This window comes from Enterobacter sp. S-33 (assembly GCF_028735835.1).
Lineage (GTDB): Bacteria > Pseudomonadota > Gammaproteobacteria > Enterobacterales > Enterobacteriaceae > Enterobacter > Enterobacter vonholyi.
Genome location: NZ_CP117838.1, coordinates 3,609,075 through 3,634,910, shown reverse-complemented (window position 1 = coordinate 3,634,910; position 25,836 = coordinate 3,609,075). Strand labels below are relative to the sequence as shown.

At 56.3% G+C, this 25,836-nt stretch carries 23 protein-coding genes and 5 tRNA genes; 16 read left to right on the top strand and 12 right to left on the bottom strand.

All coding sequences use genetic code 11. The features are described 5' to 3' along the window. The 16 genes from PUP35_RS17155 (at position 1) to PUP35_RS17080 (ending at position 11,634) form a co-directional block, all read left to right on the top strand. Entirely contained in the window at positions 1–879 is an 879-nt protein-coding gene (locus PUP35_RS17155; RefSeq protein WP_274240664.1) for a metal ABC transporter substrate-binding protein, read from the top strand. 129 nt (positions 880–1,008) lie between these two features. After that, a complete protein-coding gene (gene pncC, locus PUP35_RS17150) occupies positions 1,009–1,506 on the top strand; it encodes a nicotinamide-nucleotide amidase (protein ID WP_032643004.1) in 498 nt (165 codons plus the stop codon). An 89-nt stretch (positions 1,507–1,595) separates the two neighbouring features. After that, positions 1,596–2,654, top strand: coding sequence for a recombinase RecA (gene recA, locus PUP35_RS17145; RefSeq protein WP_024907698.1), 1,059 nt, complete (start codon positions 1,596–1,598; stop codon positions 2,652–2,654). A 69-nt stretch (positions 2,655–2,723) separates the two neighbouring features. Further along, positions 2,724–3,224 (top strand): recombination regulator RecX, encoded by a 501-nt coding sequence (gene recX, locus PUP35_RS17140; protein ID WP_111965498.1) that lies wholly within the window; start codon positions 2,724–2,726, stop codon positions 3,222–3,224. Positions 3,225–3,355: 131 nt separating this feature from the next. After that, complete coding sequence (alaS, locus tag PUP35_RS17135) at positions 3,356–5,983, top strand: alanine--tRNA ligase (protein ID WP_223580361.1); 2,628 nt, start codon at positions 3,356–3,358, stop codon at positions 5,981–5,983. A gap of 241 nt (positions 5,984–6,224) precedes the next feature. Beyond that, positions 6,225–6,410, top strand: a complete 186-nt coding sequence (csrA, locus tag PUP35_RS17130; protein WP_000906486.1) for a carbon storage regulator CsrA — start codon at positions 6,225–6,227, stop codon at positions 6,408–6,410. Positions 6,411–6,752: 342 nt separating this feature from the next. Further along, a tRNA-Ser gene (locus PUP35_RS17125) sits at positions 6,753–6,845 on the top strand. A 4-nt stretch (positions 6,846–6,849) separates the two neighbouring features. Next, a tRNA-Arg gene (locus PUP35_RS17120) sits at positions 6,850–6,926 on the top strand. Positions 6,927–6,990: 64 nt separating this feature from the next. Next, positions 6,991–7,067 (top strand) — tRNA-Arg (locus tag PUP35_RS17115). Between the two features lie 29 nt (positions 7,068–7,096). Beyond that, positions 7,097–7,173, top strand: a tRNA-Arg gene (locus tag PUP35_RS17110). 160 nt (positions 7,174–7,333) lie between these two features. After that, positions 7,334–7,410, top strand: a tRNA-Arg gene (locus tag PUP35_RS17105). Positions 7,411–7,527: 117 nt separating this feature from the next. Further along, positions 7,528–8,094: a fructose-1-phosphate/6-phosphogluconate phosphatase gene (yqaB, locus tag PUP35_RS17100; RefSeq protein ID WP_032648006.1), complete on the top strand. Its 567-nt coding sequence runs from the start codon at positions 7,528–7,530 to the stop codon at positions 8,092–8,094. After that, positions 8,091–8,519: a YqaA family protein gene (locus tag PUP35_RS17095; RefSeq protein WP_008499541.1), complete on the top strand. Its 429-nt coding sequence runs from the start codon at positions 8,091–8,093 to the stop codon at positions 8,517–8,519. The genes yqaB and PUP35_RS17095 overlap by 4 nt, the downstream gene beginning before the upstream one ends. Before the next feature lie 83 nt (positions 8,520–8,602). Beyond that, a complete protein-coding gene (gshA, locus tag PUP35_RS17090) occupies positions 8,603–10,147 on the top strand; it encodes a glutamate--cysteine ligase (RefSeq protein ID WP_274240663.1) in 1,545 nt (514 codons plus the stop codon). A 153-nt stretch (positions 10,148–10,300) separates the two neighbouring features. Beyond that, the gene (gene luxS, locus PUP35_RS17085) at positions 10,301–10,816 is read left to right on the top strand and encodes an S-ribosylhomocysteine lyase (protein WP_014833019.1); all 516 of its coding nucleotides are present in this window, start codon (positions 10,301–10,303) and stop codon (positions 10,814–10,816) included. A gap of 53 nt (positions 10,817–10,869) precedes the next feature. Then, positions 10,870–11,634 carry an AraC family transcriptional regulator gene (locus PUP35_RS17080; RefSeq protein ID WP_274240662.1) on the top strand — a complete coding sequence of 255 codons (765 nt, stop codon included), beginning with the start codon at positions 10,870–10,872 and terminating at the stop codon, positions 11,632–11,634. On the opposite strand, the gene leuA is transcribed toward PUP35_RS17080, so the two are convergent. The 12 genes from leuA to nrdH form a co-directional block, all read right to left on the bottom strand. After that, on the bottom strand, positions 11,621–13,276 hold the full coding sequence (gene leuA / locus PUP35_RS17075) for a 2-isopropylmalate synthase (RefSeq protein ID WP_274240661.1): 1,656 nt from the start codon (positions 13,274–13,276) through the stop codon (positions 11,621–11,623). The two genes, PUP35_RS17080 and leuA, sit on opposite strands and share 14 nt — an antisense overlap. A 129-nt stretch (positions 13,277–13,405) precedes the next feature. Continuing rightward, positions 13,406–14,953, bottom strand: a complete 1,548-nt coding sequence (gene emrB / locus PUP35_RS17070) for a multidrug efflux MFS transporter permease subunit EmrB (protein WP_115876129.1) — start codon at positions 14,951–14,953, stop codon at positions 13,406–13,408. A gap of 16 nt (positions 14,954–14,969) precedes the next feature. Next, entirely contained in the window at positions 14,970–16,142 is a 1,173-nt protein-coding gene (gene emrA, locus PUP35_RS17065; RefSeq protein WP_274240660.1) for a multidrug efflux MFS transporter periplasmic adaptor subunit EmrA, read from the bottom strand. Positions 16,143–16,268: 126 nt separating this feature from the next. Further along, complete coding sequence (gene mprA / locus PUP35_RS17060; protein WP_023333174.1) at positions 16,269–16,799, bottom strand: transcriptional repressor MprA; 531 nt, start codon at positions 16,797–16,799, stop codon at positions 16,269–16,271. Between the two features lie 313 nt (positions 16,800–17,112). After that, complete coding sequence (locus PUP35_RS17055; protein ID WP_274240659.1) at positions 17,113–18,297, bottom strand: MFS transporter; 1,185 nt, start codon at positions 18,295–18,297, stop codon at positions 17,113–17,115. 174 nt (positions 18,298–18,471) lie between these two features. Further along, positions 18,472–19,467 (bottom strand): glycine betaine/L-proline ABC transporter substrate-binding protein ProX, encoded by a 996-nt coding sequence (gene proX / locus PUP35_RS17050; RefSeq protein ID WP_115876127.1) that lies wholly within the window; start codon positions 19,465–19,467, stop codon positions 18,472–18,474. A 9-nt stretch (positions 19,468–19,476) separates the two neighbouring features. Further along, on the bottom strand, positions 19,477–20,541 hold the full coding sequence (gene proW / locus PUP35_RS17045; RefSeq protein ID WP_271369196.1) for a glycine betaine/L-proline ABC transporter permease ProW: 1,065 nt from the start codon (positions 20,539–20,541) through the stop codon (positions 19,477–19,479). Then, entirely contained in the window at positions 20,534–21,736 is a 1,203-nt protein-coding gene (proV, locus tag PUP35_RS17040) for a glycine betaine/L-proline ABC transporter ATP-binding protein ProV (RefSeq protein ID WP_127732090.1), read from the bottom strand. The genes proW and proV overlap by 8 nt, the downstream gene beginning before the upstream one ends. A 331-nt stretch (positions 21,737–22,067) precedes the next feature. Next, entirely contained in the window at positions 22,068–23,027 is a 960-nt protein-coding gene (gene nrdF / locus PUP35_RS17035) for a class 1b ribonucleoside-diphosphate reductase subunit beta (RefSeq protein ID WP_274240658.1), read from the bottom strand. Between the two features lie 9 nt (positions 23,028–23,036). Beyond that, a complete protein-coding gene (gene nrdE / locus PUP35_RS17030) occupies positions 23,037–25,181 on the bottom strand; it encodes a class 1b ribonucleoside-diphosphate reductase subunit alpha (protein WP_274240657.1) in 2,145 nt (714 codons plus the stop codon). After that, positions 25,154–25,564 carry a class Ib ribonucleoside-diphosphate reductase assembly flavoprotein NrdI gene (gene nrdI / locus PUP35_RS17025; protein WP_133295016.1) on the bottom strand — a complete coding sequence of 137 codons (411 nt, stop codon included), beginning with the start codon at positions 25,562–25,564 and terminating at the stop codon, positions 25,154–25,156. The genes nrdE and nrdI overlap by 28 nt, the downstream gene beginning before the upstream one ends. Then, on the bottom strand, positions 25,561–25,800 hold the full coding sequence (nrdH, locus tag PUP35_RS17020) for a glutaredoxin-like protein NrdH (RefSeq protein ID WP_274240656.1): 240 nt from the start codon (positions 25,798–25,800) through the stop codon (positions 25,561–25,563). The genes nrdI and nrdH overlap by 4 nt, the downstream gene beginning before the upstream one ends. Positions 25,801–25,836: the final 36 nt, after the last annotated feature.

The window sequence follows — 25,836 nt, the reverse complement described above, 5'->3', positions numbered from 1 at the left end:
ATGAAACGTACAGGATTAGTCATGGCGCTCGCGCTGGGGATGATGTCGCACGGCGTGATGGCAAAAACGCTGAGTGTGGTGACCAGCTTTTCGATACTGGGAGATATCACGCAGGAGGTGGGCGGTGACCATGTGAACGTGACGACGCTGGTCGGGCCGGACGGCGATCCGCATACCTTTGAACCGTCGCCGAAAGACAGCGCGGCGCTGAGCAAGGCCGATGTGGTGGTGGTGAACGGCCTGGGGCTGGAGGGCTGGCTCGATCGGCTGGTGAAGGCCTCCGGGTTCAAAGGACAGCTGGTCGTCGCCTCAGCCGGGGTGAAAACCCACACGCTTGAGGAAGATGGAAAGACCGTGACCGATCCGCATGCGTGGAACAGCGCGGCGAACGGGGCGCTGTATGCACAAAATATTCTGAACGGGCTGGTGAAAGCCGATCCGCAGGACAAAGCCGCGCTGGAAGCCTCCGGTAAACCGTATATCGCGCAGCTTAACCAGCTGGATAGCTGGGCCAAAACGCGCTTTAGCCAGATCCCGCAGGCGAAGCGTAACGTGTTGACCAGCCATGACGCATTCGGCTATTTCAGCCGCGCCTACGGCGTGACGTTTATGGCGCCGCAGGGACTGTCGTCCGAGAGCGAGGCCAGCGCGTCGCAGGTTGCTGAGATTATCAATCAGATCAAAGCCGACGGCGTCAAAACCTGGTTTATGGAAAATCAGCTCGATCCGCGTCTGGTGAAGCAGATAGCGTCGGCGACGGGCGCACAGCCGGGGGGCGAACTGTATCCGGAAGCGCTGTCGGCAAAAGGCGGGGTGGCAGACACCTACGTTAAGGCATTTCGCCACAATGTGAACACCCTCGCCGACAGCATGAAATAACATTTCCACGGCCGGTGCGCCCGCATCGGCTTTTTTCTGAAGCTCCCTCGTAAAACCTGAAGTGCATCCCCACATCTGACGAGAAAGTGCTATCTTGTGCAGCACGTTTTTCTGATGCCTGGAGCGAGAATGACTGACCATGAATTGATGCAGCTTAGCGAGATTGTTGGCCTTGCGCTGAAGCAGCGTGGCGCGACAATCACCACCGCGGAATCCTGCACCGGCGGCTGGGTGGCGAAAGCGATTACCGATATTGCCGGCAGTTCCGCCTGGTTTGAACGCGGATTTGTGACCTACAGTAACGAAGCTAAAGCACAGATGATTGGCGTGCGCGAATCCACGCTTGAACAGCATGGCGCGGTCAGCGAACCGGTGGTGATCGAGATGGCCATTGGTGCGCTCAAAGAGGCGCGCGCAGATTACGCAATTTCCATTAGCGGCATTGCGGGCCCGGACGGCGGTAGCGACGTGAAGCCTGTTGGCACAGTCTGGTTTGGGTTTGCTACTTCTAAAGGCGAAGGCATCACCCGCCGGGAGTGCTTCAGCGGCGATCGCGAAAGCGTGCGTCGTCAGGCAACGGAATATGCGTTAAAAACGCTCTGGCAACAATTTCTACAAAACACTTGATACTGTATGACTATACAGTATAATTGCACCAACAGAACAGAAATCCACGGTGAAGCACAGTCGCTTCTCCCGGCATGACAGGAGTAATAATGGCTATCGACGAAAACAAACAGAAAGCGTTGGCGGCAGCACTGGGCCAGATCGAAAAGCAATTCGGTAAAGGCTCCATCATGCGCCTGGGTGAAGACCGTTCCATGGATGTGGAAACTATCTCCACCGGTTCGCTTTCTCTGGATATCGCGCTGGGCGCTGGCGGCCTGCCTATGGGCCGTATCGTAGAAATCTACGGGCCAGAGTCCTCCGGTAAAACCACCCTGACGCTGCAGGTCATTGCCGCGGCACAGCGCGAAGGTAAAACCTGTGCGTTTATCGATGCCGAGCACGCGCTGGACCCTGTGTATGCCCGTAAGCTGGGCGTCGATATCGACAACCTGCTGTGTTCTCAGCCGGACACCGGTGAGCAGGCACTGGAAATTTGTGACGCGCTGGCGCGTTCTGGTGCTGTTGACGTTATCGTGGTCGACTCCGTTGCCGCACTGACGCCAAAAGCCGAAATCGAAGGCGAAATCGGCGACTCTCATATGGGCCTTGCGGCTCGTATGATGAGCCAGGCGATGCGTAAGCTGGCGGGTAACCTGAAGCAGTCCAACACGCTGCTGATCTTCATCAACCAGATCCGTATGAAAATCGGCGTGATGTTCGGTAACCCGGAAACCACGACCGGGGGGAACGCCCTGAAATTCTACGCCTCTGTCCGTCTGGATATCCGCCGTATCGGCGCGGTGAAAGAGGGGGAGAACGTCGTCGGTAGCGAAACCCGCGTCAAGGTTGTGAAGAACAAAATCGCAGCGCCGTTCAAGCAGGCTGAGTTCCAGATCCTCTACGGCGAAGGTATTAACTTCTTCGGTGAGCTGGTTGACCTGGGCGTGAAAGAGAAGCTGATTGAAAAAGCGGGCGCCTGGTACAGCTACAACGGTGACAAGATTGGTCAGGGTAAAGCGAATGCCATCTCCTGGCTGAAAGAGAACCCGGCTGCGGCGAAAGAGATCGAGAAGAAAGTGCGTGAGCTTCTGCTGAACAACCAGGACTCCACGCCTGATTTCGCGGTTGATAGCGCGGATGCTGAAGAAACTAACGAAGACTTTTAATTCTCTCGTTTAACAATGAAGGGCTGCTGATGCGGCCCTTTTTGCATTTCTGAATCAGCAGGTTTTTTTATGAGTGAACCGACAACACGTCGACCCGCGTATGCACGCTTACTTGATCGCGCGGTGCGCATCCTGGCCGTCCGTGACCACAGTGAACAGGAGCTGCGGCGAAAACTGTCGGCGCCGGTGATGAGTAAAAACGGCCCGGAAGAGATTGATGCCGCCGCGGAAGATTATGACCGCGTCATCGCCTGGTGCTATGAGCATCGCTATCTTGATGACGAGCGTTTTGCCTCGCGGTTTCTCGCCAGCCGTGGCCGTAAAGGATACGGGCCCGCGCGCATCCGGCAGGAGCTAAACCAGAAAGGGGTAGCCCGGGAGTCCATCGAAAAAGCGATGCGCGAATGCGATATTGACTGGTGCGAACTGGCAAGAGAACAGGCGATTCGCAAGTACGGCGAGCCGCTGCCGCGTGAATTTTCAGAAAAAGTCAAAATCCAGCGCTTTTTGCTCTACCGCGGCTTTCTGATGGAAGATATTCAGGATATCTGGCGTAATTTTGCCGATTGAACGCATGCGGGATTTTACTTCCCACTAAAGAAAACTTATCTTATTCCCACTTTTTCCAGTAGCTGGTCTGTCCAACGGTTTACCGATACAGGCTGGCTACGACATTTCGTTAGCTTGATTTCAGGATAATTATGAGCAAGAGCACCGCTGAGATCCGTCAGGCGTTTCTCGATTTTTTCCATAGTAAGGGACACCAGGTTGTTGCCAGCAGCTCCCTGGTACCGAACAACGATCCGACTCTGCTGTTTACCAACGCCGGGATGAACCAGTTCAAGGATGTGTTCCTTGGTCTCGACAAGCGTAATTATTCCCGCGCCACAACCTCACAGCGTTGCGTGCGTGCGGGCGGTAAACACAACGACCTGGAAAACGTCGGTTACACCGCGCGTCACCACACCTTCTTCGAAATGCTGGGTAACTTCAGCTTCGGCGACTACTTCAAACACGATGCCATTCAATATGCGTGGGAACTGCTGACCGGTGAAAACTGGTTCAACCTGCCGAAAGAGCGTCTGTGGGTTACCGTCTATGAAACCGATGACGAAGCCTACGAAATCTGGGAAAAAGAAGTCGGGATCCCGCGCGAGCGTATTATTCGCATCGGCGATAACAAAGGCGCGCCTTACGCGTCCGACAACTTCTGGCAGATGGGTGATACCGGTCCTTGCGGTCCGTGCACCGAGATCTTCTACGATCACGGCGACCACATCTGGGGCGGCCCTCCGGGAAGCCCGGAAGAAGACGGCGATCGCTACATTGAGATCTGGAACATCGTCTTCATGCAGTTCAACCGTCAGGCCGACGGTACGATGGAGCCGCTGCCGAAGCCTTCCGTTGATACCGGTATGGGCCTGGAGCGTATTGCCGCGGTTCTGCAGCACGTTAACTCCAACTATGAGATTGACCTGTTCAGCACCCTGATCAAAGCCGTTGCCGAAGTCACCGGCGCGACCGATCTGAACAACAAATCGCTGCGCGTTATCGCGGACCACATTCGCTCCTGCGCGTTCCTGATTGCAGACGGCGTTATCCCGTCGAATGAAAACCGTGGCTACGTGCTGCGTCGTATCATTCGTCGTGCTATTCGTCACGGCAACATGCTGGGCGCGAAGGACACCTTCTTCTACAAACTCGTTGGGCCACTGATCGGCGTGATGGGTTCAGCCGGTGACGAGCTGAAACGCCAGCAGGCGCAGGTTGAGCAGGTTCTGAAAACCGAAGAAGAGCAGTTTGCCCGTACTCTGGAGCGCGGTCTGGCGCTGCTGGACGAAGAGCTGGCGAAGCTCAAGGGCGACACGCTGGATGGCGAAACCGCTTTCCGCCTGTACGACACCTACGGCTTCCCGGTTGACCTGACAGCGGACGTTTGCCGTGAGCGCAACATCAAAGTTGACGAAGCGGGCTTCGAAGCCGCGATGGAAGAGCAGCGCCGTCGTGCGCGTGAGTCCAGCGGTTTCGGTGCAGACTACAACGCGATGATCCGCGTTGATAGCGCGTCTGAATTCAAAGGTTATGAGGCGCTGGAACTGACCGGCAAAGTGACCGCCCTGTTTGTTGACGGCAAAGCCGTGGACAGCATCAGTGCGGGTCAGGATGCGGTTGTCATTCTGGACAAAACGCCGTTCTACGCCGAATCCGGCGGCCAGGTTGGCGATAAGGGCGAACTGAAGGGCAATGGCTTTAGCTTCAGCGTCAGCGACACCCAAAAATACGGTCAGGCGATTGGTCACCAGGGCAAACTGGTTTCCGGTTCTCTGAAAGTGGGCGAGGGCGTCCAGGCTAACGTTGATGAAGCTCGCCGCGCGCGCATTCGTCTGAACCACTCGGCAACCCACCTGATGCACGCTGCCCTGCGCGATGTGCTCGGTACCCACGTTGCACAGAAAGGTTCTCTGGTTAACGACAAAGTGCTGCGCTTCGACTTCTCGCATTTTGAAGCGATGAAGCCATCTGAAATCCGTGCGGTGGAAGATCTGGTGAACGCGCAGATCCGTCGTAACCTGCCAATCGAGACTCATATCATGGATCTCGAGGACGCGAAGAAAAAAGGTGCGATGGCGCTGTTTGGCGAGAAATACGATGAACGTGTTCGCGTGCTGAGCATGGGCGACTTCTCTACCGAGCTGTGCGGCGGTACACACGCCTCGCGCACCGGTGACATCGGCCTGTTCCGTATTGTTTCCGAGTCGGGTACGGCGGCAGGCGTGCGTCGTATTGAAGCGGTGACCGGTGAAGGTGCGATTGCCAGCCTGCATGCGCAGAGCGATCAACTGCACGATATCGCGCAGCTGCTGAAAGGCGATAGCCAGAACCTGGGCGAGAAAGTGCGCGTTGCGCTGGATCGCACGCGTCAGCTGGAAAAAGAGCTGCAGCAGCTGAAAGAGCAGGCTGCGGCGCAGGAGAGTGCAAACCTCTCCAGCAAGGCTGTAGACATTAAGGGCGTCAAACTGCTGGTCAGCGATCTGGCGGGCGTTGAGCCTAAGATGCTGCGTACTATGGTCGACGATCTCAAGAACCAGCTTGGTTCTACCGTTATCGTGCTGGCGACAGTGGCAGAAGGTAAGGTTTCTCTGATTGCGGGCGTATCTAAGGATGTGACCGACCGCGTAAAAGCAGGGGAACTGATTGGTATGGTCGCTCAGCAGGTGGGCGGCAAGGGTGGCGGTCGTCCGGACATGGCGCAAGCCGGTGGTACGGATGCGGCGGCACTCCCTGCAGCATTGGCCAGCGTTGAAAGCTGGGTAAGCGCGAAACTGTAATAACTACAAAGCACAAGCAGACGCCATAGCGGTAACGTTATGGCGTCTTGTTCACTGTGCTATCGATAACGATAAAGTCAGGTTGAGTTTGTGTATATCGGCTAAACTTACGTTTAACAGAATGTGATGCCGTGACTGCTTACACTTTACGTGTTTGTCATCGCTTACTTTTTGGCGTTATATGATGGATAATGCCGGGATACAAGAGACCCGACTCTTTTAATCTTTCAAGGAGCAAAGAATGCTGATTCTGACTCGTCGAGTTGGTGAGACCCTCATGATTGGGGATGAGGTCACCGTGACAGTTTTAGGGGTAAAGGGTAACCAGGTACGTATTGGTGTTAACGCTCCTAAAGAAGTATCTGTCCACCGTGAAGAGATCTACCAGCGTATCCAGGCTGAAAAATCCCAGCAGTCCAGTTACTGATATTGTCGCGTCTCGCTGTCGGGCGAGACGCAACCCTCCTGTCATTTTTCCTGCTCAAAGTTACCGTTTAATTTCAATCGCTCTCTTTTTAACCGCTCCATAACCCTTAACTCGTCCTATCTCCGCCTTTTCTGCATAGGTTTTCTGTGAAGAAGCCTGCAAAATCCGCTTATAAAACACCCTCTTTGCGGCTTTTACATGCGAATTGCGTGTGATTTGTGCAAACGATAAAAGCTTTTGGAAAATTGTTTGACTTATAAGTCCCAGAAAGTAATATATGCGCCACGCAGCGACGAGAAGCTCTTAACGAGTTGCTCGAAGCACTCGAAAGAGGCGTTGTGTGGTGAGGTGGCCGAGAGGCTGAAGGCGCTCCCCTGCTAAGGGAGTATGCGGTCAAAAGCTGCATCCGGGGTTCGAATCCCCGCCTCACCGCCATTTTGCATCCGTAGCTCAGCTGGATAGAGTACTCGGCTACGAACCGAGCGGTCGGAGGTTCGAATCCTCCCGGATGCACCATCTATTACTTCATATTGCTTTAGAAGTGATATGAATATCGAGCAGTACAGTAGTAAATCCCGATGCATCCGTAGCTCAGCTGGATAGAGTACTCGGCTACGAACCGAGCGGTCGGAGGTTCGAATCCTCCCGGATGCACCATTTACTATTTCTGAAAGCAGCACCCTGATGCATCCGTAGCTCAGCTGGATAGAGTACTCGGCTACGAACCGAGCGGTCGGAGGTTCGAATCCTCCCGGATGCACCATATTCTCCGAGACAACAGTTATGCTGTTGTTTCAAGGTCTGCGAGTTAATCGCAAGCACCAGGGAGGATAACGTTGCTTTAGCAACGGCCCGAAGGGCGAGGCGCAGCCGAGTAATCCTCCCGGATGCACCATTTACTGTTTCTGAAAGCATTTCCCGATGCATCCGTAGCTCAGCTGGATAGAGTACTCGGCTACGAACCGAGCGGTCGGAGGTTCGAATCCTCCCGGATGCACCATCTTCTCCTTCTTTGTTTATTCCTTCGACGTTCCGTCAGCAATCACACTCTCAGTCAGCGACAAAAACCACCATTTACGATAAAGTAATGCTTTGTTAATCGTTTAGCGAGAGCACGATGTACGCACAGTATGACGGTTTGATCTTCGATATGGATGGCACTCTCCTGGATACCGAACCCACGCATCGTCAAGCCTGGACAGACGTCCTGGGCCGCTACGGTATGCGTTTCGATCTTCAGGCGATGATTGCCCTCAACGGATCTCCCACCTGGCGTATTGCACAGGCCGTGATTGAACTGAATCAGGCCGATCTCGACCCGCACCTGCTCGCGCGCGAAAAAACCGATGCAGTAAAAGCCATGCTTTTAGATACCGTACGCCCTCTGCCGCTGATTGATGTGGTAAAAGAGTGGCACGGGCGTCGCCCGATGTCGGTAGGAACAGGCAGCGAAAGTGCGATTGCAGAAGCTTTGCTCAATCATCTTGGCCTGCGCCACTATTTTTCTGCCGTGGTCGCCGCCGATCATGTTAAACATCACAAGCCCGCACCGGACACCTTCCTGCTTTGCGCAGAATTAATGGGCGTCCCGGCGGCAAAATGCGTCGTGTTTGAAGATGCCGATTTCGGCATCCAGGCCGCGCGTGATGCCGGAATGGATGCGGTGGATGTACGCTTACTGTGAGTGACGCGCTGTCACTTGCCTCATTATTCGCCAGCAGTTTTTTAAGCGCCACGCTGTTACCGGGAAATTCGGAAGTGGTGCTGGTGGCGATGCTGTTGTCCGGCGTGAGTCAGCCCTGGCTGCTTGTATTAATAGCAACAATGGGTAATAGCCTTGGAGGGCTGACTAACGTTATTCTTGGGCGTTTCTTTCCGCTGCGTGAAAAATCGCGCTGGCAGGAAAAGGCAGTCGGCTGGCTAAAACGCTATGGCGCTGCCACGCTGTTATTAAGCTGGATGCCTGTAATAGGCGATTTACTGTGTCTGCTGGCGGGATGGATGCGCATCTCCTGGGGACCGGTGCTCTTTTTTTTGTGCCTTGGCAAGGCGTTGCGCTATGTTCTCGTGGCGTGGGCAACGCTGCAGGGTATGACGTGGTGGCACTAATTGGTGGAATGAATACGCGACCTTCAATCGTCAACCATTACAATTATGCTGAGTAACATTACTTTGACAGGCGGGAGGTCAATTTGATCCCGGACGTATCTCAGGCGCTGGCCTGGCTGGAAAACCACCCTCAGGCATTGAAGGGTATTCAGCGTGGGCTTGAGCGTGAAACGCTGCGCGTTAACGCGGACGGCAGTTTAGCGACAACGGGTCACCCGAAGGCGTTAGGCTCGGCGCTGACACATAAATGGATCACAACCGATTTCGCTGAAGCGCTGCTGGAGTTCATCACCCCAGTAGAGGGTGATATTGATCATATGCTGACGATCATGCGCGATATCCATCGTTATACCGCGCGCAACCTGGGCGACGAACGTATGTGGCCCCTCAGCATGCCGTGCTATATCGAGCAGGGCCAGGAGATTGAGCTGGCGCAGTACGGCACGTCAAATATCGGCCGGCTGAAAACGCTCTATCGTGAAGGGCTGAAAAACCGCTACGGCGCGTTGATGCAGACGATCTCGGGTGTGCATTACAACTTCTCGCTGCCAATGGCATTCTGGCAGGCGAAATGCGGTGAAACGGATAAAGACGCGATCTCGGAGGGCTATTTCCGCCTCATCCGCAACTATTACCGTTTCGGCTGGGTGATCCCGTATCTGTTTGGTGCCTCCCCGGCGATCTGTTCTTCGTTCCTGCAGGGGAAACCGACCACGCTGCCATTCGAGAAGACCGATTGCGGAATGTACTATCTCCCGTATGCCACCTCTCTGCGCCTGAGCGATCTCGGTTATACCAATAAATCGCAAAGCAATCTCGGTATTACGTTTAACGAATTGCACGAATATGTGGCAGGATTGAAGCGGGCGATCAAAACCCCGTCGGAAGAGTACGAGAAAATCGGCCTCGAAAAAGACGGTAAGCGCCTGCAAATCAACAGCAATGTGCTGCAGATTGAAAACGAGCTGTATGCGCCTATTCGTCCTAAGCGCGTGACGCGCAGCGGCGAAACCCCGTCGGATGCGCTGCAGCGCGGTGGGATCGAATACATTGAAGTGCGCTCGCTGGATATCAACCCGTTCTCACCGATTGGCGTTGATGAACAGCAGATTCGCTTCCTGGATCTGTTTATGGTCTGGTGCGTGCTGGCGGATGCGCCGGAAATGAGTTCAGACGAACTGCTCTGTACCCGTACAAACTGGAACCGCGTGATTCTGGAAGGGCGTAAACCGGGTCTGACGCTGGGGATCGGCTGCGAAACGGCACAGTTCCCGCTGACGAAAGTCGGCAAAGATCTGTTCGGCGATCTGAAGCGTGTTGCCCGGACGATGGACAGCATCGACGGCGGGGATGCGTATCAACAGATCTGCGACCAGCTGGTGGCGTGCTTTGATAACCCGGAACTGACGTTCTCAGCACGCATTCTGCGTTCTATGATTGATCAGGGCATTGGCGGCACGGGGCGTTCACTCTCAGCGGAGTACCGTGAGATGCTGATGCAGGAGCCGTTAGAAGTGCTGAGCGAAGCGGATTTTGTCGCGGAACGCGATGCGTCCGTGGTGCGTCAGAAAGAGGTTGAAGCGGCGGATACCGAGTCGTTTGAGGCGTTTCTGGCTAAGCAGGCTTAAGCAGAAAAGAAAAAGGCCACATCGCTGTGGCCAAAATATACATCTCTGAATTCAGGGATGATGATAACAAATGCGCGTCTTTCATATACTCAGACGCGCATTCTGTAGAAGAGTTCAGTTTATTTTAAAAAAAATCACTATCGGAGGTGACGTATGCCGTTATTAGATAGCTTTACTGTCGACCATACCCGTATGGAAGCACCTGCAGTCCGCGTGGCGAAGACCATGCACACCCCGCACGGCGACACGATCACCGTCTTCGATCTGCGTTTCTGCGTGCCAAACAAAGAAGTGATGCCGGAGAAAGGCATTCATACGCTGGAACACCTGTTCGCTGGCTTCATGCGTGACCACCTGAACGGCAACGGCGTTGAGATCATCGATATCTCTCCGATGGGCTGCCGTACCGGTTTCTACATGAGCCTGATTGGTCAGCCTGAAGAGAAACGTGTGGCAGATGCCTGGAAAGCGGCCATGCAGGACGTGCTGAAGGTGAAAGAGCAGAACCAGATCCCAGAGCTGAACGTTTACCAGTGCGGCACCTACCAGATGCACTCTCTGGAAGAAGCGCAGGAAATCGCGCGTCATATCATCGAGCGTGATGTGCGCGTGAACAGCAACGAAGAGCTGGCCCTGCCGAAAGAAAAACTGCAGGAACTGCACATCTAGTGCACCTTTTCCCTCTCCCTCAGGGAGAGGGTAGGGTGAGGGTTGTTTAACCCATGACCACAACCTCGACTTTTTCCTTTATCCACCGTCCCCTCGTTCCGTTTGCCCATGATTACATTCATGGTGACAGCGAACCGTGGCACAAGCACGACTGCGCGCAGCTGCTGCACACCCTGAGCGGCGTGGTACGGGTGGATACCGCATCAGGCTGTTGGGTTGTGCCTCCCGGTCGCGGCGTCTGGCTACCTGCGGGGACTCGCCACTCGCTTCGCATCACCGGCAACGTGGCGGCGCGAACGCTATTTATCGATCCGCTGGCGCGGGCCGATCTCCCGGCCACCTGCCAGATCGTGCAGATAACGCCGCTGCTGCGCGAGCTGATCCTCGTCTGCCTTGCTTTACCTGAATCGTACTCACCCGGAAGCCGGGATGAGCGCGTCTATGAGCTCATTCTCGATGAAATCCGCACTATGCCGGTGCTGCCGTTTCACCTGCCGGAGCCGGAAAGTGAGGCGCTACGTCGCCTGTGTCTGCAAATCCGGCAACACCCGGGGGAAAGCTGGACCAGCGCGCAGGCGGCGAGCATGATGAACGTGAGCGAGCGCACCCTGAACCGCCATTTTCAGCAGCAGACGGGATTAAGCTACGGCGAGTGGCTGAGAAGGGCGCGCCTGCTGGAAGCCTTAGTGCGGCTGGCGCAGGGCCAGCCGGTATTACGCGTGGCGCTGGATCTGGGATACGGTAGCCACAGCGCCTTTACGGCGATGTTTCGCCGGGTGATGGGCGTCTCTCCCAGCGATTACTTTAAGAACGACTGACGGCGTTAAACAGCGCCTGAAGCGACGCGCGCGCCACGTCGCTGTCAATGCCTACGCCCCAGCGGCTGCTGCCGTCCTGGAACAGGCAGCGGATGTAGGCCACCGAGCGGCTGTCGCTGCGTTCGCCTAACGTATGCTCGTGGTAATCCTTTATCACGAACGGGGCGTTGACCCAGCGGCTTAAGCCGTGAGCGGCGGCGGAGAGCAGACCGTTACCCTGACCCTCCAGCTGGCGCGTTCCTCCCTGTGTGGCGACGCTGGCCGTCAGACGCAGCTGGCCGTCCTGCTGGCTGTCGCTGCGGTAGGATTGCAGCGCATAGTGCGGCGTTGCCACCAGGCCGTAGCGGGCGCGGAAGAGCTGCCAAAGTGCATTATGCGTCATCTCTTTTCCGTGGCGATCGGTTTCCTGCTGCACGTGCAGGCTGAAATCCTGCTGAAGGGTGCGAGGTAATTTCAGGCCATGATTCTGTTCGATGAGCCATGCGCTGCCGCTTTTTCCTGACTGGCTGTTCACGCGGATCACCGCTTCGTAGGTGCAGCCGATATCCTGGGGATCGACAGGCAGGTAAGGCATCTCCCAGCGATCGCCCGGCCTGCGGGCATCAAAGCCTTTTTTAATCGCGTCCTGATGCGAGCCGGAGAAGGCGGTATAGGCCAGCCGTCCTGCCCACGGATGGCGCGGGTGCACCGGCAGCTGATTGCAGGTTTCCACCACTTCCACCACCCGATTCATATCGCTAAAGTCCAGATTCGGGCTAACCCCCTGGCTGTAGAGGTTCATCGCCAGCGTTACCAGGCAGACGTTGCCCGTACGTTCCCCGTTACCAAACAGACAGCCCTCCACGCGGTCAGCCCCCGCCATTACGGCCAACTCCGCGCAGGCGACGCCGGTACCGCGGTCGTTATGCGGATGCACGCTGATGCAGACGTCGCGGCGGCGGCTAAAATGGCGACAGAAGTACTCGATCTGGTCGGCATAGACGTTCGGCGTGCTCACTTCGACTGTGGCGGGTAAGTTGATCACCATAGGCCGTTCATCGCACGGCTGCCAGATCTCCGCCACGGCTTCACAAATCTCCAGCGCAAACTCCGGCTCGGTAAAGCAGAAGGTTTCCGGAGAGTATTCATACTGCCAGCGGGTGTCGGGATTTTCCTCACACAGCTGGCGAATAAGCCGCGTCGCGCGCGTCGCCAGCTCAACGATTTGCGCTTTCTCCATGCCGAAGACCAGGCGGCGGAACAGCGGGGCGGTGGCGTTATACAGATGCACGGTGGCCTGCTTTGCGCCGCGCAGGGATTCAAAAGTGCGATGGATGAGATCTTCCCGCGCCTGGGTTAATACCTGAATCGTCACGTCATCCGGGATGCGGTTCTCTTCAATCAGCTGGCGAACGAAGTTGAAATCCGTCTGCGAGGCTGAAGGAAAAGCCACCTCAATTTCTTTGAATCCGCAGCCCAGCAGCAAATCCCAGAACTGCAGCTTGCGGGTGCTGTCCATCGGCTCGGCAAGGGCCTGGTTGCCGTCGCGGAGGTCGGTGGAAAGCCAGCGAGGCGCGCGGGTGATGCGTTGCTCCGGCCAGCGGCGGTCGGGCAGGGAAAGGGTCGGATAGGGTTGGTACTTGTCAGCGGGTGTGTTCAGCATGATGCGCTCCTGTTGTCTTTTCACTATCGTGAATTGATTACAGGAGCGCTGCTTTATCGAAACTGACAATCGCTGTCGCGTTCTGGACAACCGGGGCGGTTGCCCTGTGGCGGCTACCAGCGCAGAGGATTAATGCGCACCGCCGCCGCCGCCGCCGGCACCAAACGGCGGTCTGGCAAACCACACCAGCCCCAGCAGGATGATAAAGATCCCTGCCGATATCCAGAAAATCTCGTTGGCCGAGATAATTAGCCCCTGGTTGGTTATCTGCTGGGCAATCCAGCCGGACGCCTGCTGCTCCGTCATTCCCATCCCCTGAAGCTGGCTATACATCTGCTGAGCATTCGGGTTGTACGGGTTCACCGCTTCGGTCAGCTGGGCGTGGTGCATAGATTCACGGTTCGTCCACAGGGTGGTGGTGATCGACGTACCGATGGAGCCCGCCAGCGTACGGGTGAAGTTCGACAGGCTCGACGCGGCCGCCAGACGCTCGGGCGGTAAGCCAGAGAGCGTGATGGTAGTCAGCGGCATAAAGAAGCACGCGACCGCGAAGCCCTGAATGAACTGCGGCCACGCAGAGGCGCCAAAGTCCATTCCCGGCTCAAAGGTATACGCACGCCAGTAGAAGCACACCGCATACATGATGAAGCTGAACGTCACCAGACGGCGCATGTCGAGCTTATGGGCGAAGCGGCCAATTATCGGCGACAGCAGGACCGGGATCACCCCGACCGGCGCTGAGGCCAGACCCGCCCAGGTTGCGGTATAGCCATACACCTCCTGCAATAGCTGCGGCAGCAGAACAATCGCGCCGAAGTAGAGCATATAGGCGAGGCTGATACACAGGCAGCCAATGGTAAAGTTTCGCGACTTAAACAGCGAGAGATCGACTATCGGGTTGTCGTCCGTCAGCTCCCAGACGATCAGGAAGCTTATCGACACCACCGCGACAATGGTCAGGATGATAATTTCCTGCGAGTTGAACCAGTCGAGCTCTTTACCGCGGTCGAGCATGATCTGCAGACTGCCGATACCCAGGATCAGCAGCGCCAGCCCGATGCTGTCGATTCGCCGCTGTTCGGTACGGGTCTCACGTCCCCGCAGCGACTGCAGCGTCATTAATACCACGACGGCGCCAATCGGTACGTTGATGAAGAAGATCCAGCCCCAGTGGTAGTTATCGCTGATGTACCCGCCCAGAATCGGTCCGCAGATAGGCGCGACGATAACGGTCATCGACCAGAGCGCCAGCGCGACGGAACGTTTTGCGGGAGGGTAGTTGCTCAGCAGCAAACTCTGGGAAAGCGGTATCAGCGGCCCGGCGACAATCCCCTGAATGACGCGGAAGAAAATCAGCATCGTCAGGCTGCTGGACATGCCGCACGCCCACGAGGCCAGTACAAACGCCACCGTGGACCAGAGGAACAGCTTCACCTCACCGACGCGCTTTGCCAGCCAGCCGGTAATCGGAATGGAGATGGCGTTTGCCACCCCAAACGAGGTAATGACCCAAGTCCCCTGGCTCAGCGACGAGCCAAGGTTACCGGCAATGGTCGGGATCGCCACGTTTGCGATGGTGGAGTCCAGCACCTGCATGAATGTCGCCAGCGACAGCGCGATGGTCATAATGACCAGCTGCGCGCCTTCCAGCGGTTTTTGCGGCTTTTGCTGTTGCATAACGCTCACCTTCGGATTAACCGGCGTTTGCCTTCACGATGTCATCGATCATCTTGTTGACCGGATCGAGGCTAATTTCACGGGCGTTACTTTCATAAGCCGGGCTGCTGCGCACCTGGCTTGCCAGGATCTGACCGTCGCGGTTGGCGGTGTCAACGGTCACCAGCGTAGAGAGGCCGATACGCAGCGGGTGATCCGCCAGCTGTTTGGCATCCAGTTCGATACGCACGGGCAGACGCTGAACCACTTTGATCCAGTTACCGGTGGCGTTCTGCGCAGGCAGCAGGGAGAAGGCGCTGCCGGTCCCCATATCCAGGCCGACCACTTTACCGGTGTACTTCACGTCATCGCCGTAAATGTCGCTGACAACCGTCGCGGTCTGGCCGATACGCATATGGGCAAGCTGCGTCTCTTTAAAGTTAGCGTCGACCCAAAGATTGTCTGCCGGTACGACCGCCATCAGCGGCGTGGTTGGGCTAATCTGTGCCCCTGGCTGGACGGAACGACGGGAGACATAGCCGGTCATCGGGCTGACGATTTTGGTACGCTGCAGGGCAAGCCACGCGTTGCGCACTTCAGTCGCCGCCTGCTGTACGGCGGGCTGGTTTTCCAGACTGGTGCCCAGCACCATCGCCTGGTTGGCGTTGTACTGTTGAATGGCCACATCCAGCTGTGCCTGAGCGCTGGCAACGGCATCGCGGGCGTGCTGCAGCTCTTCACGGCCAATCAGGTTGGCGGTGCCGAGCGGCACGCGGCGGTTCAGGTCGCTCTGCGCCTGCGCCAGCGCTGTTTTCTGCACGTCGATGTTGGCCTGCAGCTGTTTGCTGTTGATCATCAGCTGGCGGGTCTGACGGACGCTGGAGGCCAGCGCGGTCTGTGCTTTTTCAAAAGCCTGCTGGGCGTCGGTTGGATCGAGGGTCACCAACACATCGCCTTTTTGCACAAAGTCGGTATTGTCAGCCCAGACTTTCGTCACGCTGCCCGACACCTGCGCCATAATTTGTACCTGGTTCCCTGCCACGTAAGCGTCGTCAGTCTCTTCAGCATGACGCAGTACTAAAAACCAATAGATCCCATATGCCACGGCAATAATGATAAAGAGCAAGGTCAACAGAAGAAGGGCGCTCTTACGTTTGCCTTTCTTGTTGGCCGGTTGCTGCGGGGTAGTGCTCTCCGCATTTGCGCTCATTGTTGTTCTCCACGATCTTCTTATTTTCACATCGGCTGAGCCGACCTGTTGTCAGAAAGGCCAGCAGTGTGACGTGCTGGCCTGTCGGTTTTCTTATGAATCAGGAATGGTGAGCGTGTCGTCGCGTTAGCGCAGCGCCTCAAGAACGGCGCCGTCTTCATCCATCTGGTCCAGACGGGTGAGCAGCTTGCGAGTGATGTGCTCAAGCTGGTCGCGCTCGGCGGTGCTGAGGACAGACCAGAGTTTGTGCAGGCAATTGTGCTGAGGTGGCAGCACCTCGCGCAGGAACTGGTGACCTTTATCGGTCAGTTGCAGATGCAGGCAGCGGCGATCGTTGTCGCTTTCGCGGCGCTCAATCCAGCCACGCTTTTCGAGTTCATCGGCAATACGGGTCGCATTGGTACGGGAGGAGCCCAGCGCGCAGCTCAGTTCGGAAGGCTGAATGCTGTGATTTTCCTGAGACTCCAGCGTGATCAACGCCATAAACAATGTCTCGTTAATCCCTTGAGCTTTCAGCATTTTATTACGGTTTTCCAGCAGCTTACCCTGCATGTGCATGCACAGGCGAGTCAGCAGGATTTCCTGGTACGGAAAGTCCTCATGGCGACTGGCGCGGAATTTAAGCATTTGTTCAATGGGCGTAAACGAACTATCCATTTGGGCATAACCTCATTAATTACAGCCGATATAGTAACGACGGTGACAAATAATGTAAATGAATTATTTGTGCGGTTATATCCGCCAAACTTATGTCACCATCAGAAAGCGCCGGGTAAGTCCGTGACCCGGTGAGCACAGAAAGCGTAGGGTATGAACCCGCTGAGGAGAGGATGTGAGGACGGGGGTCTGAACTATTCATGCCAATTGTAAATATGTCACCCACATTAAAATTTCTGGGATAAATGATTACGTTTACATTAACAGAGTGAAGGGCCTCTTAACACCCTAAGAGGCCAACTCAATGTAAATGTTAGTTAATTGCATCCTGGCGGTGGTAACCGCGCCACCATACTAGCAGGTTGACGGTAGCGACGATGGCCCCAATCGCACACACCCCCGACCAGCCCGCATGCTGCCACGCCGACGCTGAAATTAGCGAACCCGCAGCGCCGCCGATGAAGTAGCTGGTCATGTAACCAGCCGTCAGGCGGTTACGCGCCTCTGGCTTCACGCGATAGATGACGGTCTGATTGGTAATGTGAACGCCCTGTACGGTGAGATCGAGTACCAGGATACCGACGATCAGCGCCAGCACCGAGATGTGTCCGTACCAGATCGCCGCCCAGGAGAGCAGAAGTAAAATCAGTCCTGCGGAGGTGGTCAGGTGGGATTTGCCCTTGTCGGCCAGCCCGCCTGCGGGACGCGCGCCCAGTGCGCCTGCGGCACCGGCCAGGCCGAACAGGCCAATCACCCCTTCGGAATAATTGAACGGCGGTGCGGCCAGCAGAAACGCCATCGACGTCCACAGAATGCTGAAGTTAGCGAAGGTGAAGCAGCCCAGCAGGGCGCGAGTGCGCAGAAGCTTATCCTGGGTGAACAGGCTGAAAACGGAGGCCAGCAGCTGCGGGTAGTTCAGGTGGTTTTCCTGCTTCACTTTTGGCAGCCCGCGCCACAGCGCCAGCGCCATAACGACCATCAGCACGCTCGCCACCCAGTATACGGTGCGCCAGCCGCCGAGGCTTGCCAGCAGCCCTGCAACGGTACGCGCCAGCAAAATCCCCAGCAGCAGGCCGCTCATGATGGTACCCACCACCTTGCCGCGTTTTTCCGGAGAGGCGAGAGTCGCGGCGAGCGGGACCAGAATTTGCGCCACCACGGAGAACAGTCCCGTTAGCGCGGTTCCGACGATCATCATCGTCAGCGACTGGCTGCTGGCGGTGATCAGCATCCCACCGGCGGCCAGCAGGGTCATGGAGACGATCAGCATTCGGCGTTCAAACATATCGCCCAGCGGCACCAGAAACAGCAGCCCGGCGGCATAGCCTAGCTGTGCTGCGGTGACGATAAAGCCTGCGGAGCTGGCGGAGAGATTGAACGCGCGGGCGATGGTGTCGAGAAGAGGCTGCGCGTAATAGTTGCTGGCGACGGCCAGACCCGTTGCCACGGACATTAAAAGGATGAGTGCGGGGCTAAGCCCTTGAGTTGTTTTTGTCATTAGTTTCAGGAATCGTTAGTTGAGTGATTATTTTTCCGGAAACCATAATAGCTAATGATTGTGAAAGTTGGGGGATTGTTGGGTGATGGATTGTGCGGTTTAGGTTGGGTGCGGTTTGATCCCCTCACCCCGGCCCTCTCCCTTTGGGAGAGGGTTAGGGTGAGGAAAAATGTTTTACTTCTGCGCCTCAAGCGCCTCTTTCACCCAGCCGTCAAACTGCTGCTGGTGGGCTTTGATCCAGCCGTCGACGTGGCCTTTGACATCCGCTTCAGACGATTTGCCCGCGTGCATCATCGCGTTCTGGGCGTTGATGTCAGCCAGCGGCAGCTTCATTACCGAAAACAGCTTCGCGGCCGCCGGGTTTTTCTCCGCCCAGGCTTTGTTCGCCACGATATGCATGGTGTTCACCGGGAAGCCGTAGTTCATGCCGTTCGGCAGTTTGGTGTCGATATCTTTCTGCTCGCCCGGCAGGGAAGAGAACGGCACCTGCAGCCACACCACGTCTTTACCCGGCTTCAGCACATCGCTCACCCAGTACGGCGTCCAGGTGTAGTAGATCACCGGTTTACCCTCTTTGAAGCGGGCAATGGTGTCGGCCATCATCGCTGAATAGTTGCCGTGGCTCACGTCGACCGTTTTCGCCAGATCGAAAGCTTGGTTCTGGTGGTTAATCACCGCTTCACAGCCCCAGCCAGGCGAGCAGCCCATCATGTCGGCCTTGCCGTCACCGTTGGTGTCAAACAGTTTGGCGATCTTCGGATCTTTCAGCTGTTCAATATTGGTGATGTGGTACTTATCGGCGGTTTTCTTGTCGATCAGATAACCCTGCGCCGCGCCCGTCACGAAGGTACCCTCGCGATAGAATTTCTTATCGCCACCGGCGGCGGCATACATGTCGTCGTGCAGCGGCTGCCAGTTTACGGCGGTAAAGGTGGCGTCACCGGAGGCAATCGAGGTGTAGCCCACGTTGTAATCCACTTCGCTCGGCGTGTTAACCGTATAGCCCAGTTTTTCCAGCGCGCGGCTGACGATCAGGGTCTGGAAGCTCTCTTCCGAAATGGTGCTCTGCACCGGCTGCACGGTAATGCCTTTGCCCGGCAGGTCTGCCGCAAACGTGCTGGTGGAGACAAGGGTGGCAAACGCTGTGGCAAAAAGTACGTTATGTCGCATCGTTGTTCCTTATTTTATAAAGGGGCGGGTGAGTAACCCGACAGGGCCGGTGGAATACCAGCGACGGTTGCCGCGACTGCGTGAATCGCGACCGACGGCCTGGGTCAGGCGGTCAAGAATAATGGCGAGGATCACAATCCCGACGCCGCCAACGGTAGCCAGCCCCATGTCGAGACGGCCAATGCCGCGCAGCACCATCTGACCCAGACCGCCAACGGCGATCATCGAGGCAATCACCACCATCGAAAGGGCCAGCATCAGCGTCTGGTTAACGCCCGCCATGATGGTTGGCATGGCCAGCGGGAGCTGAACCTTAAACAGCATCTGGCGCGGGCTGGCGCCGAACGAGCGTGACGCTTCGATCAGGTCCGCAGGCACCTGGTTTATCCCGAGAATGGTCAGACGAATAATCGGCGGCAGCGCGAAGATAATGGTGACCACCACGCCCGGCACGTTGCCGATGCCGAACAGCATCACAATCGGCACCAGATAGACGAATGCCGGGGTAGTCTGCATTGCATCCAGCAGCGGACGGATAATCTTCGCCGCCCGCGGGCTGCGCGCCAGCCAGATCCCCATCGGCAGGCCGATGACGATGCAGAAGAGCAGGGCAGTCAGCACCAGCGCCAGGGTGATCATCGCCTGCGACCAGGCCCCAATCGCGCCGATGGCAATCAGCGAAATCAGCGTGGCGATCCCCATCCCGGCGCTGCCAAACTGCCAGGCGATCAGGGAGAACAGAATAATCGCCACCGGCGCCGGCATGCCCAGCATCAGCTGCTGGAAGCCGTTCAGGATGTAATCCACCGGAATGCGGATCCCCTGGAAAACCGGGCGGAAGTGCGTCACCACCCAGTCGATCCCCTCCGTGACCCAGCTGTCCAGCGGGATCAGCGTTTTATGGAACGGATCCATGATGTTGAAATGCTCTGGCGCAGGCGCGGGTGCGCTATTGAGCCAGTCCGCCGCACCGCCACCGTCGGCGGGTGCTGGCGTGGAACCCCACGCGTCGGCGGATTGTGCAGCGTTGTCCGCCGCTTCAGCGGTGCCCCACGGGTTAGTTTGATCAGCCATTATTTGCCCCCTCGCGATCTAAAGCCTGCAGCAGCATCCGTTTGGAGATGATACCGACGTACTGTTGTTCCTCACCCACGACCGGTACGGCGCAAGGCGCCTGCCCCACGTGAGAGAGCAGCTCGCTGAGCGGCGTTTCGGCGTCCACGGCAAGCGGAGCGTCAATTAACGCCGCATCGATGCCCTGGTTTTCGCTGAGCGCGGTTTTCAGAGAATCGATGGAGACAACGCCGACAAATTTATTGCCGCGTTCAACCAGATAACCGTATTCACGGTCTTCGTCCTGCAGCAGCTTAAGTGCCGAGCGTGGGCCGAAACCTGGGGTTTTACGAATAATGCCGTTTGGCGTTCGACGGGCAATATCTTTGGCGCTAAAGACCTGGCTAATATCCACGCCGCGGAAGAAGGTGCGTACATAATCATTCGCCGGATTATTGAGAATTTCATCCGGCGTGCCGACCTGAACCACTTCACCGTTTTGCATAATGGCAATACGGTCACCAATACGCATGGCTTCATCCAGATCGTGGGAAATAAACACAATGGTTCGCTGATGTTTAGCCTGTAATTTTACCAGCTCGTCCTGCATCTCGGTACGAATTAACGGATCGAGGGCGGAGAAGGCTTCATCCATTAATAATATGTCTGGATTAATGGCTAATGCACGGGCTAATCCCACGCGCTGGCGCATACCGCCGGAAAGTTCATCCGGGTACGCATGCGCATAATTTTCCAGCCCAACCTGACGCAGTGCATCCAGAGCTTTTTCCTGACGTTCCTGAGCCGGCGTGCCGGCTAATTCCATGCCGAAGGCGGTATTATCCAGTACCGTCATGTGCGGCATTAGCGCGAATGACTGAAACACCATTGCGATCTTCTTTCTGCGCACCTCGCGAAGCTCGGCGTCTGATATTCTGGCGATATCCACGCCGTCAATCAGCACCTGTCCGCGGGTGGGTTCAATCAGGCGATTGAGAAGGCGAACCATAGTGGATTTACCCGAACCGGATAATCCCATGATGACAAAAATCTCGCCTTCTTCAATGGCCAGACTGGCGTCTTTAACGCCAAGCGATAGCCCGGTTTTTTCCAGAATTTGCTCTTTCGTAAGGCCTTTCTCAATATATTTGAATGCGCGCTGCGGATGCTCGCCAAATACTTTATAAAGATTTTTCACTTCTAATTTAATTGCCATGCAATAGAGAGTGTCCTGTTATTTGTTTATGCCGATATGATTACCATGGTAAATTGTTAACGGGCATAACCCTAACATACTGAGAATCTGAGACAACCCTGGGTTTGCTTATGGCATGAATTTTCAGGGAAGCGAAACGGCTGAATTTCCCATGAGTAAAGGGCTGAGCGTGATCTGAATTTTTCTCAATTTTTTGCTGCTGCATCGGGAAATTTCGCCTGAATTGGAATGATTCAGGCGAATATGACGTGGAAATTACAGTGTAGTTGTTTTGTAAATATTAGAGAGGGAATTGTTGGGTTTATATTAAATTAACGAACGTTAGCGTTCATTAAAAATCCCAGTCTTCATCCTCGGTTTCCACCGCTTTGCCCATCACGTACGATGAGCCCGATCCCGAGAAAAAATCGTGGTTTTCGTCGGCATTGGGCGACAGCGCGGCCAGAATCGCCGGGTTCACCTCCGCCATCTCCGGCGGGAAAAGCGCCTCGTAACCCAGGTTCATCAGCGCCTTGTTGGCGTTGTAGCAGAGGAAGGCCTTCACGTCATCCTCCCAGCCGGTGCCGGCGTAGAGTTCTTCGGTATAGCTCAGCTCGTTGTCGTACAGATCCATCAGCAAATCGAGCGCAAAGCCTTTAAGCTCATCGCGCTTTGCCTCGCTGACTTTCTCTAGCCCTTTCTGATACTTATAGCCGATATAATACCCATGAACCGCTTCATCCCGAATGATAAGCCGAATCAAATCGGCGGTATTGGTGAGCTTGCCCCGGCTCGACCAGTACATGGGCAGCCAGAAGCCGGAATAGAAGAGGAACGATTCCAGGAATACGCTGGCGATTTTCTTTTTCAGCGGCTCGTCGGCCCGATAATACGTCAGTACCAGCTCCGCCTTTCTCTGTAATGACTCACTCTCTTCACTCCAGGTATAGGCTGCGTCCACGTCTTTGGTCTGGCACAGCGTGGAGAAAATCGAGCTGTAAGAGCGGGCGTGCACCGCCTCCATAAAGCTGATGTTCGACATCACCGCCTCTTCGTGCGGCGTCAGCGCGTCGCTCATCAGAGCCGGTGCGCCGACGGTATTCTGAATGGTGTCCAGCAGCGTCAGGCCGGTAAAGACGCGGATCGTCAGCTGCTGTTCGGCGTAGCTCAGGGTTTGCCAGGCCGGAATATCGTTGGAGAGCGGGACCTTTTCCGGCAGCCAGAAGTTGCTGGTCAGACGGTTCCAGACCTCCAGATCTTTATCGTCCTGGATTTTGTTCCAGTTAACGGCACTCACGCGTGACAGTTTCATCCTTTCTCCTTACAGCGCGCAGGACACGCAGCCTTCAATTTCGGTGCCTTCCAGCGCAAGCTGGCGCAGGCGAATGTAGTAAAGCGTCTTGATACCTTTCTTCCAGGCGTAGATCTGCGCCCTGTTGATATCCCGCGTGGTGGCGGTATCCGGGAAGAACAGCGTCAGCGAGAGCCCCTGATCCACGTGTTTTGTCGCCTCCGCGTAGGTATCGATGATTTTTTCCGGGCCGATCTCATACGCGTCCTGATAGAGCGCCAGGTTCTCATTGGTCATAAACGGGGCAGGGTAGTAAACGCGCCCGGTTTTGCCTTCTTTGCGAATCTCGATTTTCGACACGATCGGGTGAATGCTCGACGTGGCGTGATTGATATAGGAGATCGAACCGGTTGGCGGCACCGCCTGCAGGTTCTGGTTGTAGATGCCGTAGCGCATCACGTCATTCCGCAATTGCTGCCACATTTCGCGCGTCGGCAACTCGATTCCGGAGAGAGCAAACAGTTCGCGCACTTTTTCGGTTTTCGGCTGCCAGTCGCCTTCCAGATACTGGCTGAAATATTCCCCGCTGGCGTAGCGGGACTGCTCAAAGCCCGCGAACCGCTGGTTGCGCTCGCGGGCCAGCATCATCGAGGTGTGCAGCGCGTGCCAGGTGATGTTGTAAAAATAGAGGTTGGTGAAGTCCAGCCCTTCCGGACTGCCATAGGCGATGCCCTCCCGCGCCAGGTAGCCGTGCAGGTTCATCTGCCCCAGCCCGATGGCGTGCGACGCGGCGTTGCCCGCCTCGATGGACGGCACGCTGCGGATGTGGCTCATGTCCGACACCGCCGTCAGCCCGCGAATGGCGGTCTCCACCGTGCGGCCAAAGTCGGGAGAATCCATGGTGTGGGCGATATTCAGCGATCCGAGGTTGCAGGAGATATCTTTGCCGATGTCAGCATAGTCGAGGTTTTCGTCGTAGGCCGATGCGCTGTTGACCTGCAAGATCTCCGAGCACAGGTTGCTCATGTTGATGCGCCCGGCAATCGGGTTCGCGCGGTTCACCGTATCTTCATACATGATGTACGGATAGCCGGACTCAAACTGGATCTCCGCAAGCGTCTGGAAGAAATCGCGGGCGTTGATATATTTTTTGCGAATGCGCTCGTCGGCTACCAGCTCGTCATACAGCTCGCTTATCGCCACGTCACCAAACGCTTTGCCGTAAATACGCTCAACGTCATACGGCGAGAAGAGCGCCATCCCGGCATTCTCTTTGGCCAGTTTAAAGGTGATATCCGGGATCACCACGCCCAGCGACAGGGTTTTGATACGGATTTTTTCGTCGGCGTTTTCGCGTTTGGTATCGAGAAAACGCAGAATGTCCGGATGATGCGCGTGCAGGTAAACCGCCCCCGCTCCCTGGCGCGCGCCAAGCTGGTTAGCATAAGAGAACGCATCCTCCAGCATCTTCATCACCGGGATCACGCCGGAAGACTGGTTTTCGATGCGCTTGATCGGCGCGCCCGCTTCACGCAGGTTAGAAAGCAGAAACGCCACGCCACCGCCGCGTTTGGAAAGCTGCAGCGCCGAGTTCACCGCGCGGCCAATCGACTCCATGTTATCTTCGATACGTAGCAGGAAGCAGGAAACCAGCTCGCCGCGCTGGGCTTTACCGCAGTTGAGGAAGGTCGGCGTGGCGGGCTGGAAGCGGCCGGAGAGGATCTCGTCGGTGAGCTGTTGCGCCAGCGCTTCATCGCCCTGCGCCAGGGTCAGTGCGACCATCACCACGCGATCTTCAAAGCTCTCTAAGTAGCGTTTGCCGTCGAAAGTCTTCAGCGTATAGCTGGTGTAGTACTTCCACGCGCCTAGGAAAGTCTGGAAACGAAAGCCGCTGGCGTGGGCGCGTTCAAACAGCTTCACCACAAAGGCACGGTCGTAGCGGGTGAGTACGCGCGCGTCGTAGTAACCCTCGTTAACCAGATGGTCAAGACGTTCATCCTGGCTGGCAAAAGTCACGCTGTTGGGCCGCACGTGGGCGGCAAAAAAGGCGTCCACCGCCTCACGGTCTTTATCAAACTGAATGCGTCCCTCCCGGTCATAGAGGTTAAGCATCGCGTTTAATGCGTGGTAATCCGGCGTCGCCTGGATCACCCGTTCTGCGGTTGTCGTTGCCAAAATTCGTTCACTCCTTTACGCACGTTTTCGACGTCCTGCTGCGTCCCCATCAGCTCAAAGCGATAGAGATACGGCACGCCGCATTTTTGAGAGATGACATCACCGGCGCGGCAAAAGGCATCGCCGAAATTGCGATTCCCCGCCGCGATCACGCCGCGGATTAGCCCGCGATTATGAGGATCGTTCAGAAAGCGGATCACCTGACGAGGTACCGCGCCCGCCGTACCGCCTCCGCCATAGCTGGGCACCACCAGAATGTACGGTTCCTCTACCCGGATCCGCTCCCGCTCGTTGAGCGGAATGCGCACCGCAGGCAGCCCGACGCGCTCAATAAAACGGAGCGTGTTTTCCGAGCTGCTGGAGAAGAACACCAGTCTGCTCATGCCCGTGCGGCCTGCGAGGCGAGGCGGTTGATCATGTCCGGGCGAAAGCCAGACCAGCTGGTCTCCCCGGCTACCACCACCGGAAGCTGACGGAAACCCTGCGCGCGAAGGGTGTCTGCGGCCTCGGGCTGCTGGTCAATATTCACCATCTCAAACGGCACGCCGCGGCTTTCCATCGCCCGTTTGGTCGCGTGGCACTGAACACAATCGTTACGAGTGTAAATAATAATGCTCATGATTCGTATTTCCATTTAAAATGAGAGAACGGCGCG